Here is a 17,929-nt window from a genome sequence, read left to right as displayed (position 1 = left end):
TAGCTATTTCATATCGTGTTTGTTGCAAAAATAAGAAAAAACAATAATAACATATTGTTGAATCTATAAAATTTTCTTTGCGCCGGGCGGCTTTTCGAGCCGGTGCCGTGCCGATGCGCCGTCTGCGGGGAGCCGGGGGCCATGATGCGGAAGAGCCGCAGCATCCGGGGAAGGGGGTGGCGATGCAATCGGCGGCTTGCCATGTGTGGGAAGGGCCCGCAGCATCCGGCGGAGGAGTCCCGGATACCGCGGGCGTGGAGGGGCTACTTGCGCTTCGGCCCGGCAAAAGGCTGCTTGCGGGCCAACAGCCGGAAGAGGATGACGGCCTCCACCGCGCCGGACAGGGCGGCCTCGTTGACGTCGCCGCTCAGTATGACCTTGGTGGCGCAGAGGGTCCCGCCGTCGATATGGGCGATGATGGCATCGCTTTCAAAGACGAAGCCCCCTTCTTCCGCAGTCAGGGAAAAGGCCCTGCCGCCGCGTTTGCCTTCCAGCCGTGACGGGCTGGCGAGCCGGTAGCCGTCCGGGGCGTTGTCGAAGGATTCGCGGGACAGGTGGATACGGGGCTTGTCCCGGTACGGCGCACCCGCCGAAGGGCAGAAGGTGGCGCAGTTGCCGCATTCGTTACAGGCGTCGGCAATATTGACTATCTGGTAACTTTGTCCGAGCCGCCGGTTGGAAAGCGTTTCCACGCGCACGCCGTCGCCGTCGCGCACCGCAACCTGTACGGGGTGCGGCATGGGCAGGGAGGGCAGGGCGACGTTGGCCCGGTTGGGGCAGACCGTAGTGCAGACGTTGCAGACGAGATCGCACTGGAGGCAGCGGCGGGATTCGTCCATAGCCTCCTCTTCGGTGAGGGTACGGATGGCGGGATCGAAATCCAGCCTTCCTTCCGGGCTGCGTTCCGGCAGGGCCGGGCCCATGACGCGGGTGGCCTGCCGGATGCGCAGTCCGTCGAGATTCGGCCTCCGCTCGTCGGACGGCGTGGCTGTGGCCGCCTGTGCGGACAGGCCGAGGCGGGCAAGGATGGTTTCGGCGGCATAACGTCCGTCGGCTATGGCGTTGATCAGGGTCGATGCGCCGCGCACGGCGTCGCCGCCCGCGAACACGTTCGGCAGTGATGTCTGGCTGGTATGGGGATCGGCCTTAAGCGTTATGCCGTCAGGCAGGAAGCCGGCTTTCACCCGCTGCCCGATGGACACGATGAGCGTATCCGCGTCCAGCGTGAATGCCTCATCCGTGGGGACGGGGCGGGGACGCCCGCCGTCGGGATCGGGAACCAGCCGCATCCGGCGGCAGCGCAGGCCGGAAACGCGGCCCCCATCGGCAAGGACTTCTTCAGGGGCGCACAGTTCCACGATACGAACGCCTTCATCCAGCGCGGCTTCGATTTCTTCGACGTCGGCGGGCATTTCCTTGCGGGTGCGGCGGTAGGCGATGGTTACGGTGCCGTTTTCCCCCACGAGGCGTCTGGCGGCACGGGCGCAGTCCATTGCGGAATTGCCCGCCCCGATGACGACGGCGTGGGAACCGATGCCCGTGGGCTTACACCGGCGCACGGCGGAGAGGAACGAAAGCTGATCCAGAACCCCGGCGGCGTCTTCTCCGGGAATGCCGAGGGGCAGGCTTTCCTGCGCGCCCACCGCGATATAGACGGCGTCGTTTTCTTCTGCCAGCCTGCCGAACAGGGGGGCGTCCACGGGCGTATCCTTATGGAGCCGTACGCCCAGCTTGAGGATGGCGTCGATGTCGCGGCTCAGGCTGTCCCCGGTCAGGCGGAACGCGGGGATCGCGTCGCCCGCCATGCCGCCGGGCACGGGCTTTTCTTCGTACAGGTGCACCTCTACGCCCTGTGCGGCGAGGAAGCGGGCGCAGGACAGCCCGGCAGGGCCCGCCCCGATGACGGCGGCGCGCTTCCCGGTTTGGGCGGCGGGAACGCCGGAAGCGGCTTCGGCCATTTTTTCGGCCACGAAGCGCTTGACCTCGCGGATCATGAGCGGCTTGTCGTAATTGATGCGGGTACACCGGCTCTGGCACTGATGGTTGCAGGCCATGCCCTGAACGTTCGGGAACGGGTTGGTGGCGGTGATGACCCGCCACGCCAGCTCGAAATCGCCCCGTGCCACGGCGTCGAGATACCGGGGGATGTCCTGTTCCGCCGGACAGCCCGACATGCAGGGCGCGGCGGCGCAGTCGAAGCGCGGGAGCGGGCGCTCTGTCTTGACCGAAACGTAGGGGAAGCGTTCCTTGTGGTAGCGGCTGCGCTTGCCGAGGACAGCCGCCGCATAGCTGACGAGGTTGGCGAAACCGGGATTGCCGGCGTTCGGCGCTCGGCCCTTTTCCCATTCGGCTATGGAGCGGGCCCCGGCCCTGCGCATTTCGGCGCGCAGCGTGTCGAGGTACTGGTGCAGCCGCCCGTAGCCGCCGGGCTTGAGGATGTCGGAGGACATGGTGATCGGGCGGAGGCCGCAGGCCAGCGTGTCCGCCACGTTGAACGTATCCACCCCGGCGGAGAAGGCGATGTCCAGCTTCCCGTCGAATTCCTGCTGCAACCGTTCGGCGAGGTTGATGCTGATGGGATGCAGGGATCTGCCGCTCATGTACACCATGCCTTCGCTGCGGGGCAGGTTCTGCTTTTCGTTGGCGGTTTCGAGCGTGTTGGTCAGCTTGAGCCCGAAGGCCACGCCCGCCGTTTCGGCGGCTGCGGCGAGGTTGCGGATGATGGCTGCGCCGTCGTTGTATTTGAGGTCGTGCCCGAAGGCTTCGTCGGGAACGCATACGTCATAGCCGAGCTGCGTATTCAGGATGTCGCGCAGGCGTTCGGGGCCGAGCAGGGTGGGGTTCAGCTTTATGGCCGTGTGATACCTGCGTTCGGTGATGAAATAGCGGCCGATGCTCTCCACTTCGCCGGGCGGACAGCCGTGCATGGTGGAGACCGTCAGATTGTCGGAGAGGCGGCCCGGAATGGGCATCTTCTCGATGGCGGGGTAGAGCGGGGCCAGCTCGGCCTTGATCCGCTTCACGTCTTCTTCCGCGTTTTCCATACGGTCGAGGAAACGCTGCACGGCGGGGCTCTTGATGCCTTCAAGGTTGTAGCCCGCGCTCATGTTGAAGATGAAGCCGGGCCCTTTGCCGGGTTCCGCCTCTGCGGGCAGGTTGAGCATGTCGCGCAGCACATACAGCAGCACGAAAGCCTTGAGGTACTCCTCAAAGGACTGAGCAAGCTTCAGCTCCTGCGACCATTCGCAGTTGTAGCCCTCGTCGGCCATGTCGATGCAGGGCTTGGCGACGTTCAGCTCGTCGAGCACCTGCACGGTCTTGAGTTCGATATACCGAGCGCCGCACAGCCACGCGGACAGGATGTTCTGGGCAAGCTGCGTATGCGGGCCGGCGGCCACGCCGAGCGGGGTTTCCAGCACCTTGCCGTAGCGCTCCATGCGGAACGGATCATCCGGCTTCGGCATAAAGAAAAGCTCCCGGCCGATGCCGAACAGTTGTTTGTTCGGCAGGTCGTGCTGCATCCAGCGGAGCAGCGTTGCGGCATCCAGCGGTGTGAAGCGATCGGTATGCATGTCTGCGTCTCCTTGAAACTCCGTGGAAACTGGAGGGGATGGGCATCGGGGAAGAAAGGTTTTTCGCGCGCCGCCCTCACCTGCGTGCGGCGAGGGCATTTTATTTGGCCCTGTCAGAGTATGTGGTTGTTTCATCTCCGCAGTGCGGTGAAAATGCAGCCTTTTTCTCCAGCTTTCCCCTTGGTGGAATCCATAGCCAAGGCATTTTGTTGGTTGTTCCTTTGGGACTCCAAGGAAAAAAGCATCAACCCTTTTCTATGGTGCAGCCTTTTATTTTGAAATGGCCTTAGGTTGTGTTGTTGTGTTGCATGTAATTATTTTAAATTATTGAAATATTTTTGTAACTTAAAAATAGTTAAATAATTTTGGCTGTGTCATAGGAAACGGTTGATGTTTTCTTTCTTGAAATTCCAAAGGAATAACCAATAAAGTTCCCCCATCATGGAGTCCGTCAGCGGAAAAATTGGAGAAAAAGTCTCTCTTTTCAGCATTCTGTTGAAATAAAACAACCATATGCCATGACAGAGCCATAATTTTCAACAGATTATATCTGATTGGCGGCACGGCCTAGAGCGTCCTCGGAATGAACCTTCCCTGTCCGGCATACCCGGAGAGCTGCCTGCCGAAAATGATAGGTTCGCCGCGCAGCCAGACATGGCGGGGCCAGCCGCGCACGACCATGCCTTCATACGGGGTGCAGTCCACCTCTTGATGAAGGTTCCGGGCTTTGATCAGCCGCTCATCCGTGGGATCGATGACCACAATGTCCGCATCCGCGCCGGGTTCGAGGCGTCCCTTGGAGGCAAGCCCCATGATCCGGGCCGGAGACGTGGACACCACGTCCACGAAACGCGGCAGCGTCAGACGCCCGTGCAGCACGCCTTCGCTGAACAGCAGGGGGATGCGGGTTTCGACTCCGGGAACGCCGCCGGGACAATCCAGCACGCTTTCCTTCCCGCGTTCCCGTTTCTGGGCCAGCGGGAAGGAACAGTGATCGGTAGCGGCAACCGAGATGCTGCCGTCCGCGAGTCCCTCCCAGAGCGCGGCGCGATCCGCTTCCGTCCGCAGGGGCGGGGCCATGATGTACTTGAGGCCGTCCCGTTCGGCATAGGCGGACTCGTCGAGCAGAAGGTACTGCGGGCAGGTTTCGGCAATGACCGGCTGTCCGGCCTTCTGCGCCTCGCGGATGCAGGCCAGACCTTCCGCCGTGGAGAGATGCACGATGTACACGGGCGCTTCCGCCGTTTTCGCCAGTTTCAGAATCCGGTTGATCGCCTCGGCCTCGCACCGGGCCGGGCGGCTCCGGGGATGGCTCATAGGATCGCGCGGCGCTTCGTGGCGCAGCTTGTCCCCCAGAAAACGGGTGATGGCGTGGTTTTCGCAATGGACGGCGAGCAGGCCGCCCGCATCCCTGAGCGCGGCGAGAACCTGCAGCAGCCCTTCGTCATCCAGCCTGCCGCCGTAGGTGGTGTAGGCCTTGAGCGTTGGAAATCCCTGCGCCACGGCTTCGGGAATCCGGGCAAGGACGGCGTCGTCCACATGCTGGAATACGCCGTGCAGGGCGTAGTCCGTGTAGCAGCGGCCTTCCGCCTGCTCCAGATACGCGGTGGGCTGATGGGGCAGATCGCATCCCTGCGGGCCGAAGCCCGGATGTTCCACGATGGTCGTGGTGCCGCCCCATGCCGCCGCCAGCGTCCCGGCCCCGAAACCGTCGGAGACGTGCGCGCCGTCCACCGTCAGGTTGACGTGGGTATGGGCATCGACTCCGCCGGGCATGACCACGCAGCCGGATACGTCCACGATTTCCGTTCCTTCAGGCTGCTGGGCCTCGTGCAGCCGTTCGCCGAGTTCCAGAATCCGGCCGCCTTCAATCAGGATGTCCGTGTTGAAGATGCCGTCCGCGCGTGCGGCCAGCCCGCCGGTAATAAGCATGCGCATGGTGAGCCTGTTTCCCTGTTGAAGGTTTACAGCAAAGCCCAGAGGCGGCGGGCCTGTTCGTTGGCGTAGGCGAGGATGTCGGCCTCGTCCATGCCGGTGAGCCTGCCGTGATCCACGATGAGCCTGCCTTGGCTGATGACGGACTCCACGTTGCGGGCGTCGAAGGCATAGCAGAAGTGTCCGGGGAAGTTGTCCTGCGTCAGCGGCGTGGGGGAATCGTAGTTGAGGATGACCAGATTGTTCGCCCCGCCGCCTGGCGCATTGTGGCCTTGGATGTGCGCGTGTACGGCGCGGAGGCGCTGGCAGGCCGCCAGGGGGGACATGCCGCCTTCGGCGAGCCCGGCGATGAAATAGGAGGACTGCGCGCTGCGGATCATGTCGCTGTGCATACCGTCCGTGCCGAGCATGACGCGGGGGAAATCGTTGTAGCGCCCAAGCCCGACGTTGTTGTTGAGGTTGCTTTCGGTGTTCTGCACGACCCAGCAGGGCGAAGTGCGGATGAGGTCGCGCTCTTCCGCATCAAGATGGACGCAATGCCCAAGGATGGACAGGGGCAGATCAAGCACGCCCGCGTCCGAGAGGCGGCGCACGACGCTCTTGCCGTAGGTGTGGGCGCAGTGTTCCTGATCCTCGATGCCTTCGGCGACGTGGATGTGCACGCCCGTCTTGTGCTTGCGGGCGAGATCCACGGCGCGCCCAAGCAGGTCGTCGTCCACCGTAAAGGAGGCGTGCAGCCCGACATGGCCCTTGCGCCCGGAGGACAGGAAGGCGTCGGTTTCGGCGAGCCCCTTTTCCTTGATCTCCTCTCCATCACGGCAGGAGATTTCGTAGCAGAGCAGGTGTCCGAGGCCCACGCGATCCAGCGCCTTGGCGATGGTTTCAAGGCTGCCGTCCAGATGGAAGGGCGAGGCATGGTGATCAATGACGAAGGTTACGCCGTTCTTGGCACAGTACAGGCCGGTAACAAGGGCGCTGGCCTCGATCATGTCGTGATCGAGCTTTTTGTCCATGCGCCACCAGACGTATTCCAGCACCTCAAGGAAGTTCGCCGGGGCCTTGGGCGCGGGAGGCATGCCGCGCGCGAGGGCCGAGTAGATATGGTGATGCCCGCAGCCGAAGGAGGGCATGACGAGACGGCCCGTGCAGTCCAGTACGGCGTCTTCCGGCGGACACTCCGCAGGCGCGTGGGCGTCGAGCGCCATCCCGCCGAACGGGCCTTCTTCGACCTTGATCGTCGTGGCCCTCGCCTTGAACGTTTCCGGGTCGATCCATGTGGCGTTGCGCAGATACAGGCTCATTGTCGGCTCCTTTGGGAATAGGGAATGCGATGGATAGCCAAGGGAGGGGCGGCGTTCCTTGCCGCGAAAGCGCTACTTCTTCCTGCCCACGGGCAGTTCCCGCCTCCTCACGCCGTCCACAAGATACAGGGCGTTGACGACGGCGGGCGCGGTGGGGATGCAGGCGATTTCCCCAATGCCCTTGGCCCCGCACGGCCCTTCGGGATCGGGCACTTCCACGGCGATGACCTCTATTTCCGGCACGTCCACCGAGCGGAGCAGGCCGCAGGCGTTGAGCCTGCCGGAGGTCAGATAGCCGTCCCTGACCGGGATGCTTTCGGTCAGGGCATAGCCCATGCCCATGACCACGCCGCCCTGTACCTGCCCTTCATAGAGCGGGCGGTTGACGACGCGGCCTGAGTCGTGCGCGGCGATGATCTTTTCGATCCTGCCTTCCTCGTCCATGAATACCACATGCGTGGCAAAGCTGTAGGAGACGTGGTTGCGGATTTCACCCGGCGCGCCTTGCCCGGAAGTCTGTCCCGCCGAGTCGTAGTGCCCCTTGTAGAAACGGCCCACGAGACGGTCGAGGCGTCCGCCGTACTTGTCCAGATCGCCGCGAAGCTGTCGGGCGGCGTTGACCACGGCATGCCCAAGCTGGAAGGTGCCCCGGCTGGCGGTGGTGCTGCCCGCGAAAGCTCCGTATTCGGTGGATGCGGTCATGTCGACGGCGACATCAGGGCCGAGTTCCGCCACCTCGCACAGCATCTGCCGGGCTACCGTGTTGATGCCTTGCCCCATCTCCGTCCAGCCATGATGCAGGACGAGCCGCGCGCCCGCCGGCTGTTCCGGGGCCGGGTGCACTTCAAGGTAACAATCGCAGGGCTCGGGGATGCCGTTGCCGATGCCGGAATTCTTGATGGCGCAGGCGATGCCCGCCCGGGGGTGGCTGCGGAAGGCGTCGCGCACCGCGAGCAGGGTTTCGCGCAGGGCCGTGCCTTCGCCGAGCACCTGCCCGGTGGTGACCATGCGGCCCGGGGCCACGGCGTTGTCATAGCGAAATTGCCAGCGGTCGAAGCCGCCCTTTTCGCACAGCTCGTCGATGAGGCATTCCATAGCGAAATTCGACTGGTTGACCCCGAACCCCCGGAACGCGCCCGCCGGAAGGTTATTCGTGAATACCGCCTTCACATGCACGTCCACGGAGGGGATGTGATAGACGCTGGTGGCATGGGTGCCGGTGCGGGTGACGACCGGGCCGCCCGCCGAGGCGTACGCGCCGGTATCCGCGAGGATGCGAACCTTGGCGGCCTGCAGGATTCCCTTTTCGTCGCAGCCGATGACGTAATGGAGCTTCATGCCGTGGCGCTTGGGGTGCATACGGATGGATTCGGGCCGGGAGAGCCGGACCTTGACCGGACGCCCGAGCAGATACGCGGCGAGCGCGGCATGGGGCTGGCAGGTGAAGTCCTCCTTGCCGCCGAACGCGCCGCCGGAGTCGGCCAGCGTAACCGTGACCTTGGGCGTGGGGACATGGAGCAGGGCGGCTATGTCGGTCTTGTCGTGCCAGATACCTTGCGACTGGACATAGAGGCGCACCCCGCCCGCTTCGGGAACGGCCAGAGCCGCTTCGGGCTCGATGAAGGCGTGCTCGACGGCCTGAGTCCGGTAGGTGGCCTCGGCGGTGAAGGCGCAGCGGGCCAAGGCATCGTCCACGGGTTCGCCGCGCCTGATCGTCTTGTCGAGCAGGATATTGCCGTTTTCGTGGATATGGATGGGCGAGGTTTCCGCCTCCTCCATGTCGAGGAGCGGCGTCAGGACTTCATAATCGACCTTGACGCAGGCCGCCGCAGCACGGGCTTCGGCTTCGGTTTCCGCGACCACGCAGGCCAGCGCGTCGCCGATGTAGCGGGTCGTTTCGCCAACCCTGATATAGACGGGCCAGTCCTTGGCGTAAAGGCCGAGCACACGCTCGCCGGGGATGTCGTCGGCGGTCAGGATGCGGACGACGCCGGGCATGTCCGCCGCTTCATCCGTATGGATGGCAAGCACGCGGGCGCGGGGATGCCCGCTGAAGACAATGGCTCCGTGCGCCATGCCGGGCGCGTCGATGTCGTTGACGAAGGGGCGGGTTCCAATCGCCCGTTCGTAGCCGCCATACTTGGGCCAGCCCGATCCGAGGCGCGGGTTGTCGTCGGGTTCGGGAATGTTTCCTTCGCGTAACAACCTCGCGGCGTCGAGAATGGCGTCCACAAGCTTGACGTAGCCGGTACAGCGGCACAGATGCGGGCGGACGGCCTTGACGACCTCTTCACGGGTGGGGTTTGGATTGGTTTGCAGGAGTACCTTGGCCCGCATGAGGAAGCCGGGGGTGCAGAACCCGCACTGGACGGCCCCGCGGTTGACGAACGCCATGCCGAGCGTCCGCCTGAGCGTTTCCGGCAAGCCTTCGAGTGTGACGACGTCGCCGTCGGCTGCCTTGCTCATGGGGGTGGAGCAGGCGAGGCACGCCTTGCCGTTCAGTTCCACAAGGCAGGCTCCGCAGGCGGCCTGGCCGGAACAGCCGTCCTTGGCCGCCGTGAGGCGGCGGTCATTGCGGAGATAGGAAAGGAGCGAAGCGGCGGGATCGCCGTCATACGTCGTGGCCTGCCCGTTGAGTCTGAACGCGATCATGGCATCCCTCCTGCAAGGCGCTGGATTGTGCGGGAGGGGAGGCTTCAGCGCGCTTCCCCTGTCCCGCTCCCCTCCCCAAAGGCTTTGGGCCTGCGGTGAGGGGGCACATCGGGAGTTTTCTTTCTACGTATGGTTATACGGCTTTGCCCGCACTCCGCAAAGTAAAACTTTTCAGGGGCGGTTTATAAACGCTGTGATGCCTTGCCTTTTGTTCCGGCTTCCGGCACGGCGGAACTTCCGTTGCGCGGCCTCCCCATCATCCAAAGTCTTACGGGAGGGGAAAACGCTCCGGCAAGTCCGGGGGAGGGGCTTTTGGGACTCCCTCCCCAGCGCCTTCATTTTTCCCTTACAAGCACCGCTGGCCGCCCTTTTCGAGCAGGCCGAGGAGCAGATCCGCAGGGTTGCGCTTGCGGGCAAGGGTGATCATCGCCGCGATGATATAGGGCTTGTAGCTGGCTTCCTTGTACAGCGGCACGCGGTAACGGTCGAACACGCCTGCGGCCACTTCGCCCTCGGCGCAGGATACGCCGGAAATGTCGGCGGGCAGGCAGTGCATGTACAGCGCTTCGCCGTTGCGGGTGGAGGCCATCAGCTCCTCGGTGCATTCCCAGTCCTTATGGTCGGCGTTCTGGGCCAGCAATTCCTTTTCGAGCTTCCTGATGCCGTCCATGTCGCCCGCGCCGTAGAGATCGGTGCGCTGCTGCATGGCCGCGAAGGGGGCCCAGCTCTTGGGGTACACGATGTCCGCGCCAGCGAAGGCTTCGGCCATGTCGTTCGTCCTCGTGAACGAACCGCCGGTCGCGGCGGCGTTGCGGCGGGCCACCTCCTCGACGCCGCCCATGACTTCATAGCCTTCGGGATGCGCCAGCACGACGTCCATGCCGAAACGGGTCATCAGGCCGATGACGCCCTGCGGCACGGAGAGGGGTTTGCCGTAGGAGGGCGAATAGGCCCAGCTCATGGCGATCCTCTTGCCCTTGAGCTTTTCCACCCCTCCGAAATGGTTGATGATGTGCAGCATGTCAGCCATGCATTGGGTGGGGTGGTCGATGTCGCACTGGAGGTTGACCAGCGTGGGCCGCTGTTCCAGCACGCCGTCGCGGTAGCCTTCCTGCACGGCGTCGGAAACCGTGTGCATGTAGGCGTTGCCCTTGCCGATGTACATATCGTCGCGGATGCCGATGACGTCGGCCATGAAGGAAATCATATTCGCGGTTTCACGCACGGTTTCTCCGTGGGCGATCTGCGACTTGCCCTCATCAAGATCCTGCACTTCAAGGCCGAGCAGGTTGCAGGCGCTGGCGAAGCTGAACCGGGTGCGCGTGGAGTTGTCGCGGAACAGGGAGATGCCGAGCCCGGAATCGAACATCCGGCAGGAGATGTTGGCTTCCCGCAGGCCGCGCAGGATTTCCGCCACAAGGAAGGTCGCGGCGATTTCGTCGTCGGTCTTCTCCCATGTCAGGAAGAAGTCGTTCATATACATGCGGCGGTAATCGCGCTTGGCGAGGCTGCCGATCAGCTTGCGGATGCGGATCTTGTCCATGATGTGCTCCTGTTACTCTTTGGTAATATGTGTGCCCGCCCCCTTCGTGAGCGCGGCGTTGAGATATTCGGGGCTGGTGATGACGACTTCCGATCCGCCGCTGCGGATGAAGTCCACGGCGGCCTTGATCTTGGGGCCCATGCTCCCGGCGGGGAAGTGCCCCTCGGCAAGGTAGCGTTCCATTTCGGAGACGGTGACGCTGTGCAGCGGGCGCTGCATGGGGGTTCCGTAATTGAGCGCGACGTTTTCAACGCCTGTGGAGATGGCGAGCATGTCCGCGCCGAGCTGTGTCGCCAGCAGGGACGAGGCGAGATCCTTATCGATGACCGCGTCCACCCCAAAGATGCCTTCGGGCATACGGACCACCGGGATGCCGCCCCCACCCGCCGCGACCACGTTGAACCCGGAACCGAGCAGGCTGCGGATGGCGTCCAGTTCAATGATTTCGCAGGGCTTGGGCGAAGGGACTACACGCCGCCAGCCTCGGTTGGCGTCCGGCTTGAGTATCCAGTCGGGATGCTGTCGGCGCAGTTCCGCAAGCTGATCCTCGGCGTAAAATTCGCCTACGAACTTGTCAGGATTGTTGAAACCGGGATCGGCGATGTCCACGCGGACCTGCGTGACCAGCGAAACCGTCCGGCCCGTCTTGTCCGCAAGGCCGCGCCGCTTGAGCACGTTGTCGAGCGATTGCTGGATCTGGTAGCCGATGGCGCCTTGCGTGTCCGCGACGCAGCTTACCAGCGGGACGATGTGCATCCCCGCGACCGCGCGGGCGATTTCCGAGCGCAGCATGATGAACCCCACCTGCGGGCCGTTGCCGTGGGTGATCAGCACCTGCCAGCCCTGTTGGATGACGTCGGCGATGTGTTCCATCGTCTCGCACAGCGCGAGGTACTGGTCTTCGACGCTTTGCTTGCCGCGGTGCTTGATGAGGGAGTTGCCCCCGATGGCGATGACCGCAAGTTTCCGGCTCATGGCGTGCTCCTGAGGAGGAAGGGGAAAGCGGGGGAGGGGAGAAGGAACCCTTCTGGAGAAGGGCTTCCTTCTCCCCTCCCCCGGACCCCCTCCCCTCATCTTCCTAAGACTTTCGTTTTTATTGAATCCCTGTTGGAGGGCGGGGATTATTGCCGTGTGGTTATTTTGTGTTGGCCGCGTAGATGGCGGGGAGGGCGGCGTACAGGGCCGCGCACTCGATAAGATCCTGCTTCCACGTCTTTTCGTCGGGGGCGTGGGCTTCCTTTTCCTTGCCGGGGCCGAAGCCGACGACCGGGATTCCGTAGCGGCCCATGATGGACACGCCGTTGGTGGAAAAAGTCCACTTGTCGGTGCGGGGGGCGCGTCCGAACAGGCTGCGGTAAGCCTCTTCGGTGGATTTCGTCACCACATGGTCTTCGGGCAGGACCCACGTGGGGAAGTAGCAGTCGGTGGGGTAGACGAGGCCGGTCCACGAGGGGACTTCATAGGTGTACATGGACACCTTGGCCTTGTCTCCGGCGGCTTTGACCGAGGGGAGATTCTCAATCTGGGAAATGGCGAGATCCCTGTCTTCACCGAAGGTCAGGCGGCGATCCACGGAAATGGCGCAGCTGTCCGCCACCGCACAGCGGGAGGGCGAGGTGTAGAAAATCTGGGAAACGGTGAGGGTGCCCTTGCCGAGGAAAGGGTCGTCCGCGAGCCGGGCATTGAGCTGTTCAAGCTCTGTCATGATGTGGGCCATGCGGTAGATGGCGTTGTCGCCGCGTTCCGGGGCGGAACCGTGGCAGGATACGCCGCTCACGTCAACGCGGATTTCCATGCGCCCGCGCTGGCCGCGATAGATGCCGCCGTCGGTGGGTTCGGTGGATACCACAAATTCGGGCTTCAGGCCGTCTTCATTGATGATGTACTGCCAACACAGGCCGTCGCAGTCCTCTTCCTGCACCGTTCCGGCCATGACGATGGTGCAGTCCTTGGGGCACAGGCCAAGCTCTTTGATGATCTTCCCGGCATAAACCATGCTGGCCATGCCGCCTTCCTGATCGCTCGCGCCGCGCCCGCCGATGGTTTCGGCGTCTTCGTAGCCTTCGTAGGGATCGAATGTCCAGTTGGAGCGGTTGCCGACGCCCACGGTGTCGATGTGCGCGTCAAAGGCGATGAGGCGGGGGCCGCTTCCGATGTAGCCGAGGACGTTGCCCATCTTGTCGATTTCGACCCTGTCGAAGCCGACCTTTTCCATTTCTTCCTTGATGCGCCGGATCACGCCTTCTTCTTGGCAGCTTTCGCTCGGGATGCGGATCATATCGCGCAGAAACCGGGTCATTTCCGGTTCATACTTTTGGGCGAGTTCGTTGACACGGGAAAAATCGACGGTGCTCATGGGAAGCCTCCAGAGGAATGATGCCGGATGTCCGGCCTGCTTCCCAAGAAGCAATTGTCGGGCCAACGCTGTGAGCCGTCATGATAGCGAACAAAACAAACCGATTGAACGCGCATCCATACGCTCCGGCATTCCAAAAGGCTTCTCAGTTTGAGAAAATTCTCATTTCGGGAAAACGCAATGCCGTTGCCCGGATAAAAATGGCTGTGTCATAGAAAACGGTTGATACTTTATTTCCTTGAAATTCCAAGGCTGTGTTTAAGTTTGTGGTTGATACAAGATTCCAACTGGAAAGGAAGAGTTTTTTGGAAACTATCTGGAGGTCTCGCAACAATTCTTCAAAACTGGATTTCATGTAATGAACAAAAAATGAGAGAGGCCCACATCACCAGACGTGAAATGAACTTTTATCTATTGATTTTCATTGAAAAAATCATCAACCGTAAAATTGAACACAGCCAATTCCAAAGAAATAACCAATAAAATCCCCCAATCACAGAGCCCACCAGCGGAAAATTGGAGAAAAAGCATATATTTTCAATATATTGTTGAAACAAAACAACTGTGTACTCTGACAGAGCCATAAAAACAAGAAAGGGCCGCCTCCGCAAAGGAGCAGGCCCCTTCCATACGAACTTTCCAAGAAGAGGGATTCGATAAGGTCAAAAGTCTTGGGAGGGAGAGGGGAGGGGGTTCGGGGGAGGGGAGAGGGAAGCCCTTCTTCAGAAGGGTTCCCTCTCCCCTCCCCCGACAAACAACCCAATCAAGCTAAAACGATCCGCCCGTGGATACGCTGCCTTCCCACTGGCCTTTGGCGCGTACGGTGGCGGACTCGGAACACCCGGCGAGGAGCAGGGCGAGGAGGCAGGCGCAAAGCAGCAGCGCTCTCATGGCTATGCCTTGCCCATAAGCGATTCTTCGGTGGGCTGGGCGGAAAGCTTCTGCACGAGCTTCGTCCCGGCTGGCACGTCCTTCGTCACCCAGACGTTGCCGCCGATGATCGAGCCGCTGCCGATGGTGATGCGCCCAAGAATGGTCGCCCCGGCGTACACGGTGACGTTGTCCTCAAGGATGGGGTGGCGGGGAACGCCTTTGACCAGCACGCCGTCGCTGTCCTTGGGGAACGACAGCGCGCCGAGGGTCACGCCCTGATAGAGGCGGCACCCCTTGCCGATGACCGCGGTTTCGCCGATGACCACGCCCGTCCCGTGATCGATGAAGAACTCCTCATCAATGGTCGCGCCCGGATGGATGTCGATGCCGGTGGCGGAATGGGCCATCTCGGAAATGATGCGCGGGATGACCGGCACGCCGAGCCTGTACAGCTCGTGCGCGATGCGGTGGTGCGTCATGGTGAGCAGGGAGGGGTAACAGAAAATGGTCTCCCCGGCGCTGGTCGCGGCGGGATCGCCCTCATAGGCGGCCTTGGCGTCGGACGCCAGCAGGCGGCGGATGTGGGGGAGGCGCTGCATGAACTCCATCGCCTTGCGCATGGACACCTCTTCACAGCTCATACAGTCGGTGGCGTAGCTTGCGCAGGCGAAGCAGCCGCCGCGCCGGATCTGTTCGGCCAGCTTGCGGAAAATGGAGTCCAGATTGGCCGAGAGGTGGTAGCGCATGGATTCCACATGCACGCAGGACACACCGAAGTAGCCGGGAAAGAGCGCGGCCTTGAGGCGCGACATGATCTCGCCGAGCTCTTCGAGCGAGGGCATGGGGGAATCGTGCAGCGGATGGTGCAGAACCGCCTCAAGCGAGGAAGACGCGCACAACTGTTCCACGACGAGATCCAGATCGGGCATGGACGTTGGCGCTATGGGGGCGAGTGGTTTCATGGCGTACCTCTGGAAGGTTATTCGCCGCCCGCTTCGGAAGGCTGGGGCGACAGTCCGGGTTCAAGATCCTCAAATGCGGTATAGGAACCAAGATAGGCCAGCGTCGCCGTACCGATGGGGCCGTTGCGCTGCTTGCCGATGATGATTTCCGCCGAGCCCTTGTGCGGGTTGTCGGGCTGCTTGTGGTAGACCTCGTCGCGGTAGATGAACATGATGACGTCGGCGTCCTGCTCGATGGCGCCCGACTCGCGGAGGTCGGACAGCAGCGGACGCTTGTCCGTGCGCTCTTCCAGTTTACGGTTGAGCTGCGAAAGCGCCACGACCGGAATATCCATTTCCTTCGCCAGCCCTTTGAGGGCGCGGGAGATTTCCGAAATTTCCTGTTCGCGGGAATCCGTCCGCTTGGAGCCGCGCATGAGCTGGAGGTAGTCCACCATGACGAGGCCCACGCCGGATTCGGCCTTGAGCCGCCGGGTGCGGGCGCGCAGTTCCAACGGCGAGAGCGCGGGCGTGTCGTCGATGTAGATGGGGGCCTGCCCAAGCACGTCGGCGGCGTGGTAGAGCCTGCTCCATTCCTCGGAGTCGAGATAGCCCCGGCGCAGGTGCCCCAGATCCACCTTGCCCCATGCGCAAAGCATACGCATCATGAGCTGATCCATCGACATTTCGAGGGAATAGATGGCGACGGGCACATTGTCCTGTACGGCGGCGCGCATGGCCATGTTCAGGGCAAAGGCGGTCTTGCCCATGGAGGGGCGGGCCGCAACAATGATGAGATCCGAAGGCTGGAGCCCGGCGGTCATCTGATCAAGGCGGTTGTAGCCTGTGGTGACGCCGGTGACGGCTTCCTTCTGCTCGAAGCGTTTGGTCAGCTCCTCAAAAACGCGGTTGACCAACTCTTTGGAACTCTTGAAGACCTTGCCAGAGGTGCGTTCCGAGATGGAAAAGACGGCCTGTTCGGATTCGTCCAGCAGGGCATCCACGCTGCGCGACTGGTCAAAACAGTTGCTGATGATGTCGGAACACGCGCTGATGAGGGAGCGCTGCAGCGACTTGTCGCGGACGATGGTGGAATAATATTCGGCATTGGCCCCGCTGACGACGGTCTGCGTCAGTTCCGAAAGGTAGGCCGCTCCGCCCACCGCTTCGAGCTGTCCATGATCCTTGAGGTAGCTCGCTACCGACACGAGATCGATGGGCGCGTTTTTGCGATAGAGTTCGAGGAAGCAGGTGTACAGCGTCTGGTGCGCGGGGAGATAAAAATCGTCGGAGGAAAGCGTGTCCACGAGCGTGTGGAAGACGCTGTTACGGATAAAAATGCCCCCCAGAACGGCCTGTTCGGCCTCAACGCTGTGGGGGGGGACTCGACGAAGCAGATCGTTCGTCGCCCGATTGGGATCGGCAGGGGATGCCATGCGGAAATTCCTCTGTTGGGGACGCGTGAAAAAGAAGAGCAGAGGAGCCCACCGCCGAGCCGCCGCCCCCGGTGAAGGCCGGGGGCGGCGCAGGAAACTATTCGGCGGCTTCTTCCGTCGGGGCCTCGGCCGGGGCTTCGGCGGCTTCCTCTTCAACGAGGTGAGCCTTGTCTTCGGAGACAACCTTCACGGTGAGGGAAGCGATGACGTCGGCATGCAGACGCACGCGGACAGGGTGATCGCCGAGGGTACGGATGGGATGGTCGAGCAGGATGCGGCGACGATCCACTTCGATGCCCTGAGCGGCCAGCGCATCGCCGATGATGGCGGTGGTCACGGAACCGTAGAGCTTGTCATTGTCGCCCACGCGCATGACGATCGGAAGAACGAGGCCTTCCAGCTTGCCGGCGAGGTCGTCGGCGGCGGCGCGCAGGGCGTCCATACGGGCCTGCAGCTTCTTGCGTTCCAGTTCAAAAGCCTTGAGGTTACCGGGGGTGACCAGCATGGCCAGGCCCTGAGGCAACAGGTAGTTGCGGCCATAACCGGCCTTAACCGTCACCACATCGCCAAGGCGACCCAGGTTTTCCACATCGGCACGAAGAATGATTTTCATACCGGGTCTCCTTAGATGTTGCTCTTTTTCTTCACGTCAGAGGAATGGCCGGCGGTGTAGAACAGCAGGGCCATCTGACGGGCGCGCTTGATCTCGGTGGAGAGCAGACGCTGGTGCTTGGCGCAGGTGCCGGTGATGCGGCGGGCAATGATCTTGCCGCGTTCCGTGATGTAATCGCGCAGGATGTCGGGGCGCTTGTAATCCAGCGGCAGTTCCGCATCGGCGCAGAAACGGCAGAACTTGCGGCGAGGGGCAAATTTTTTCTTGAAGGCCATGTTACGCAACCTCCTCGGCCGCGTCGGCCAGCTTTACGGTAAGGAACTTGAACACGCCGTCGCTGATGCGGATGATGCGTTCGAGTTCAGCCACGGTGTCGCCGGGGGCGACATATTCGAGGCGCACATAGTAACCGCGCATCTGTTTGCGGACAGGGTAGGCGAGGTCGCGCATGCCCCAGTGATCCGCGGCAAACCGACCGCCGGCGCGTTCGATGACACCCGTGAAGGTGCCAAGCAACGCTTCACGCGCATCGGCAGCCAGCTCCGGGGAAAGGAGCAGCAGGGTTTCAAACTTTCTCATGCCAAGATCCTCCTTGTGGACTATGGCCTGTTCCCAGAGTCGCCCTCTCGGACGCGATGAAACAGGCAAGGCAGAACTCAACCCAATACGCGAACAGAAGCGCCCTGTCAAGCCGCCTCCCGTTTCCA

At 62.3% G+C, this 17,929-nt stretch carries 14 protein-coding genes; 1 reads left to right on the top strand and 13 read right to left on the bottom strand.

Annotation, left to right across the window (positions count from 1 at the left end; genetic code table 11):
• Positions 1-263: 263 nt before the first annotated feature.
• Positions 264-3,572: a putative selenate reductase subunit YgfK gene (gene ygfK / locus AC6I1V_RS06790; protein ID WP_497736947.1), complete on the bottom strand. Its 3,309-nt coding sequence runs from the start codon at positions 3,570-3,572 to the stop codon at positions 264-266.
• A 38-nt stretch (positions 3,573-3,610) separates the two neighbouring features.
• On the opposite strand from ygfK, the gene AC6I1V_RS06785 reads away from it, so the two are divergent.
• A complete protein-coding gene (locus AC6I1V_RS06785) occupies positions 3,611-3,862 on the top strand; it encodes a hypothetical protein (RefSeq protein WP_486854628.1) in 252 nt (83 codons plus the stop codon).
• Positions 3,863-4,139: 277 nt separating this feature from the next.
• Here the strand turns inward: AC6I1V_RS06785 and hydA are convergent, their stop codons facing one another.
• From hydA to rpsF, 12 genes are all read right to left on the bottom strand, one after another.
• Positions 4,140-5,510, bottom strand: coding sequence for a dihydropyrimidinase (gene hydA / locus AC6I1V_RS06780; protein WP_486854627.1), 1,371 nt, complete (start codon positions 5,508-5,510; stop codon positions 4,140-4,142).
• Positions 5,511-5,536: 26 nt separating this feature from the next.
• Complete coding sequence (locus AC6I1V_RS06775) at positions 5,537-6,808, bottom strand: amidohydrolase family protein (RefSeq protein WP_486854626.1); 1,272 nt, start codon at positions 6,806-6,808, stop codon at positions 5,537-5,539.
• A gap of 72 nt (positions 6,809-6,880) precedes the next feature.
• Positions 6,881-9,460 (bottom strand): selenium-dependent xanthine dehydrogenase, encoded by a 2,580-nt coding sequence (gene xdh / locus AC6I1V_RS06770; protein WP_486854625.1) that lies wholly within the window; start codon positions 9,458-9,460, stop codon positions 6,881-6,883.
• Positions 9,461-9,806: 346 nt separating this feature from the next.
• A complete protein-coding gene (gene ygeW / locus AC6I1V_RS06765) occupies positions 9,807-11,003 on the bottom strand; it encodes a knotted carbamoyltransferase YgeW (protein ID WP_486854624.1) in 1,197 nt (398 codons plus the stop codon).
• Between the two features lie 12 nt (positions 11,004-11,015).
• Positions 11,016-11,978: a carbamate kinase gene (locus AC6I1V_RS06760; RefSeq protein ID WP_486854623.1), complete on the bottom strand. Its 963-nt coding sequence runs from the start codon at positions 11,976-11,978 to the stop codon at positions 11,016-11,018.
• A 160-nt stretch (positions 11,979-12,138) separates the two neighbouring features.
• Positions 12,139-13,359 carry a YgeY family selenium metabolism-linked hydrolase gene (locus AC6I1V_RS06755; protein WP_486854622.1) on the bottom strand — a complete coding sequence of 407 codons (1,221 nt, stop codon included), beginning with the start codon at positions 13,357-13,359 and terminating at the stop codon, positions 12,139-12,141.
• Positions 13,360-14,127: 768 nt separating this feature from the next.
• Positions 14,128-14,250 carry a hypothetical protein gene (locus AC6I1V_RS06750; protein ID WP_009379867.1) on the bottom strand — a complete coding sequence of 41 codons (123 nt, stop codon included), beginning with the start codon at positions 14,248-14,250 and terminating at the stop codon, positions 14,128-14,130.
• 2 nt (positions 14,251-14,252) lie between these two features.
• Entirely contained in the window at positions 14,253-15,194 is a 942-nt protein-coding gene (gene epsC, locus AC6I1V_RS06745; RefSeq protein WP_302553990.1) for a serine O-acetyltransferase EpsC, read from the bottom strand.
• 17 nt (positions 15,195-15,211) lie between these two features.
• Positions 15,212-16,609, bottom strand: coding sequence for a replicative DNA helicase (gene dnaB / locus AC6I1V_RS06740; protein ID WP_486854245.1), 1,398 nt, complete (start codon positions 16,607-16,609; stop codon positions 15,212-15,214).
• Between the two features lie 97 nt (positions 16,610-16,706).
• A complete protein-coding gene (gene rplI, locus AC6I1V_RS06735) occupies positions 16,707-17,222 on the bottom strand; it encodes a 50S ribosomal protein L9 (RefSeq protein ID WP_302553988.1) in 516 nt (171 codons plus the stop codon).
• Between the two features lie 11 nt (positions 17,223-17,233).
• Positions 17,234-17,497, bottom strand: coding sequence for a 30S ribosomal protein S18 (rpsR, locus tag AC6I1V_RS06730; RefSeq protein ID WP_308771536.1), 264 nt, complete (start codon positions 17,495-17,497; stop codon positions 17,234-17,236).
• 1 nt (position 17,498) lies between these two features.
• Positions 17,499-17,801 (bottom strand): 30S ribosomal protein S6, encoded by a 303-nt coding sequence (gene rpsF, locus AC6I1V_RS06725; protein ID WP_302553986.1) that lies wholly within the window; start codon positions 17,799-17,801, stop codon positions 17,499-17,501.
• Positions 17,802-17,929 lie beyond the last annotated feature (128 nt).

This window comes from Bilophila sp. T19-St14 (assembly GCF_059728385.1).
The sequence above is the reverse complement of the archived record's forward strand: the minus strand, read 5'-3'. Positions and strand labels throughout refer to the sequence as shown.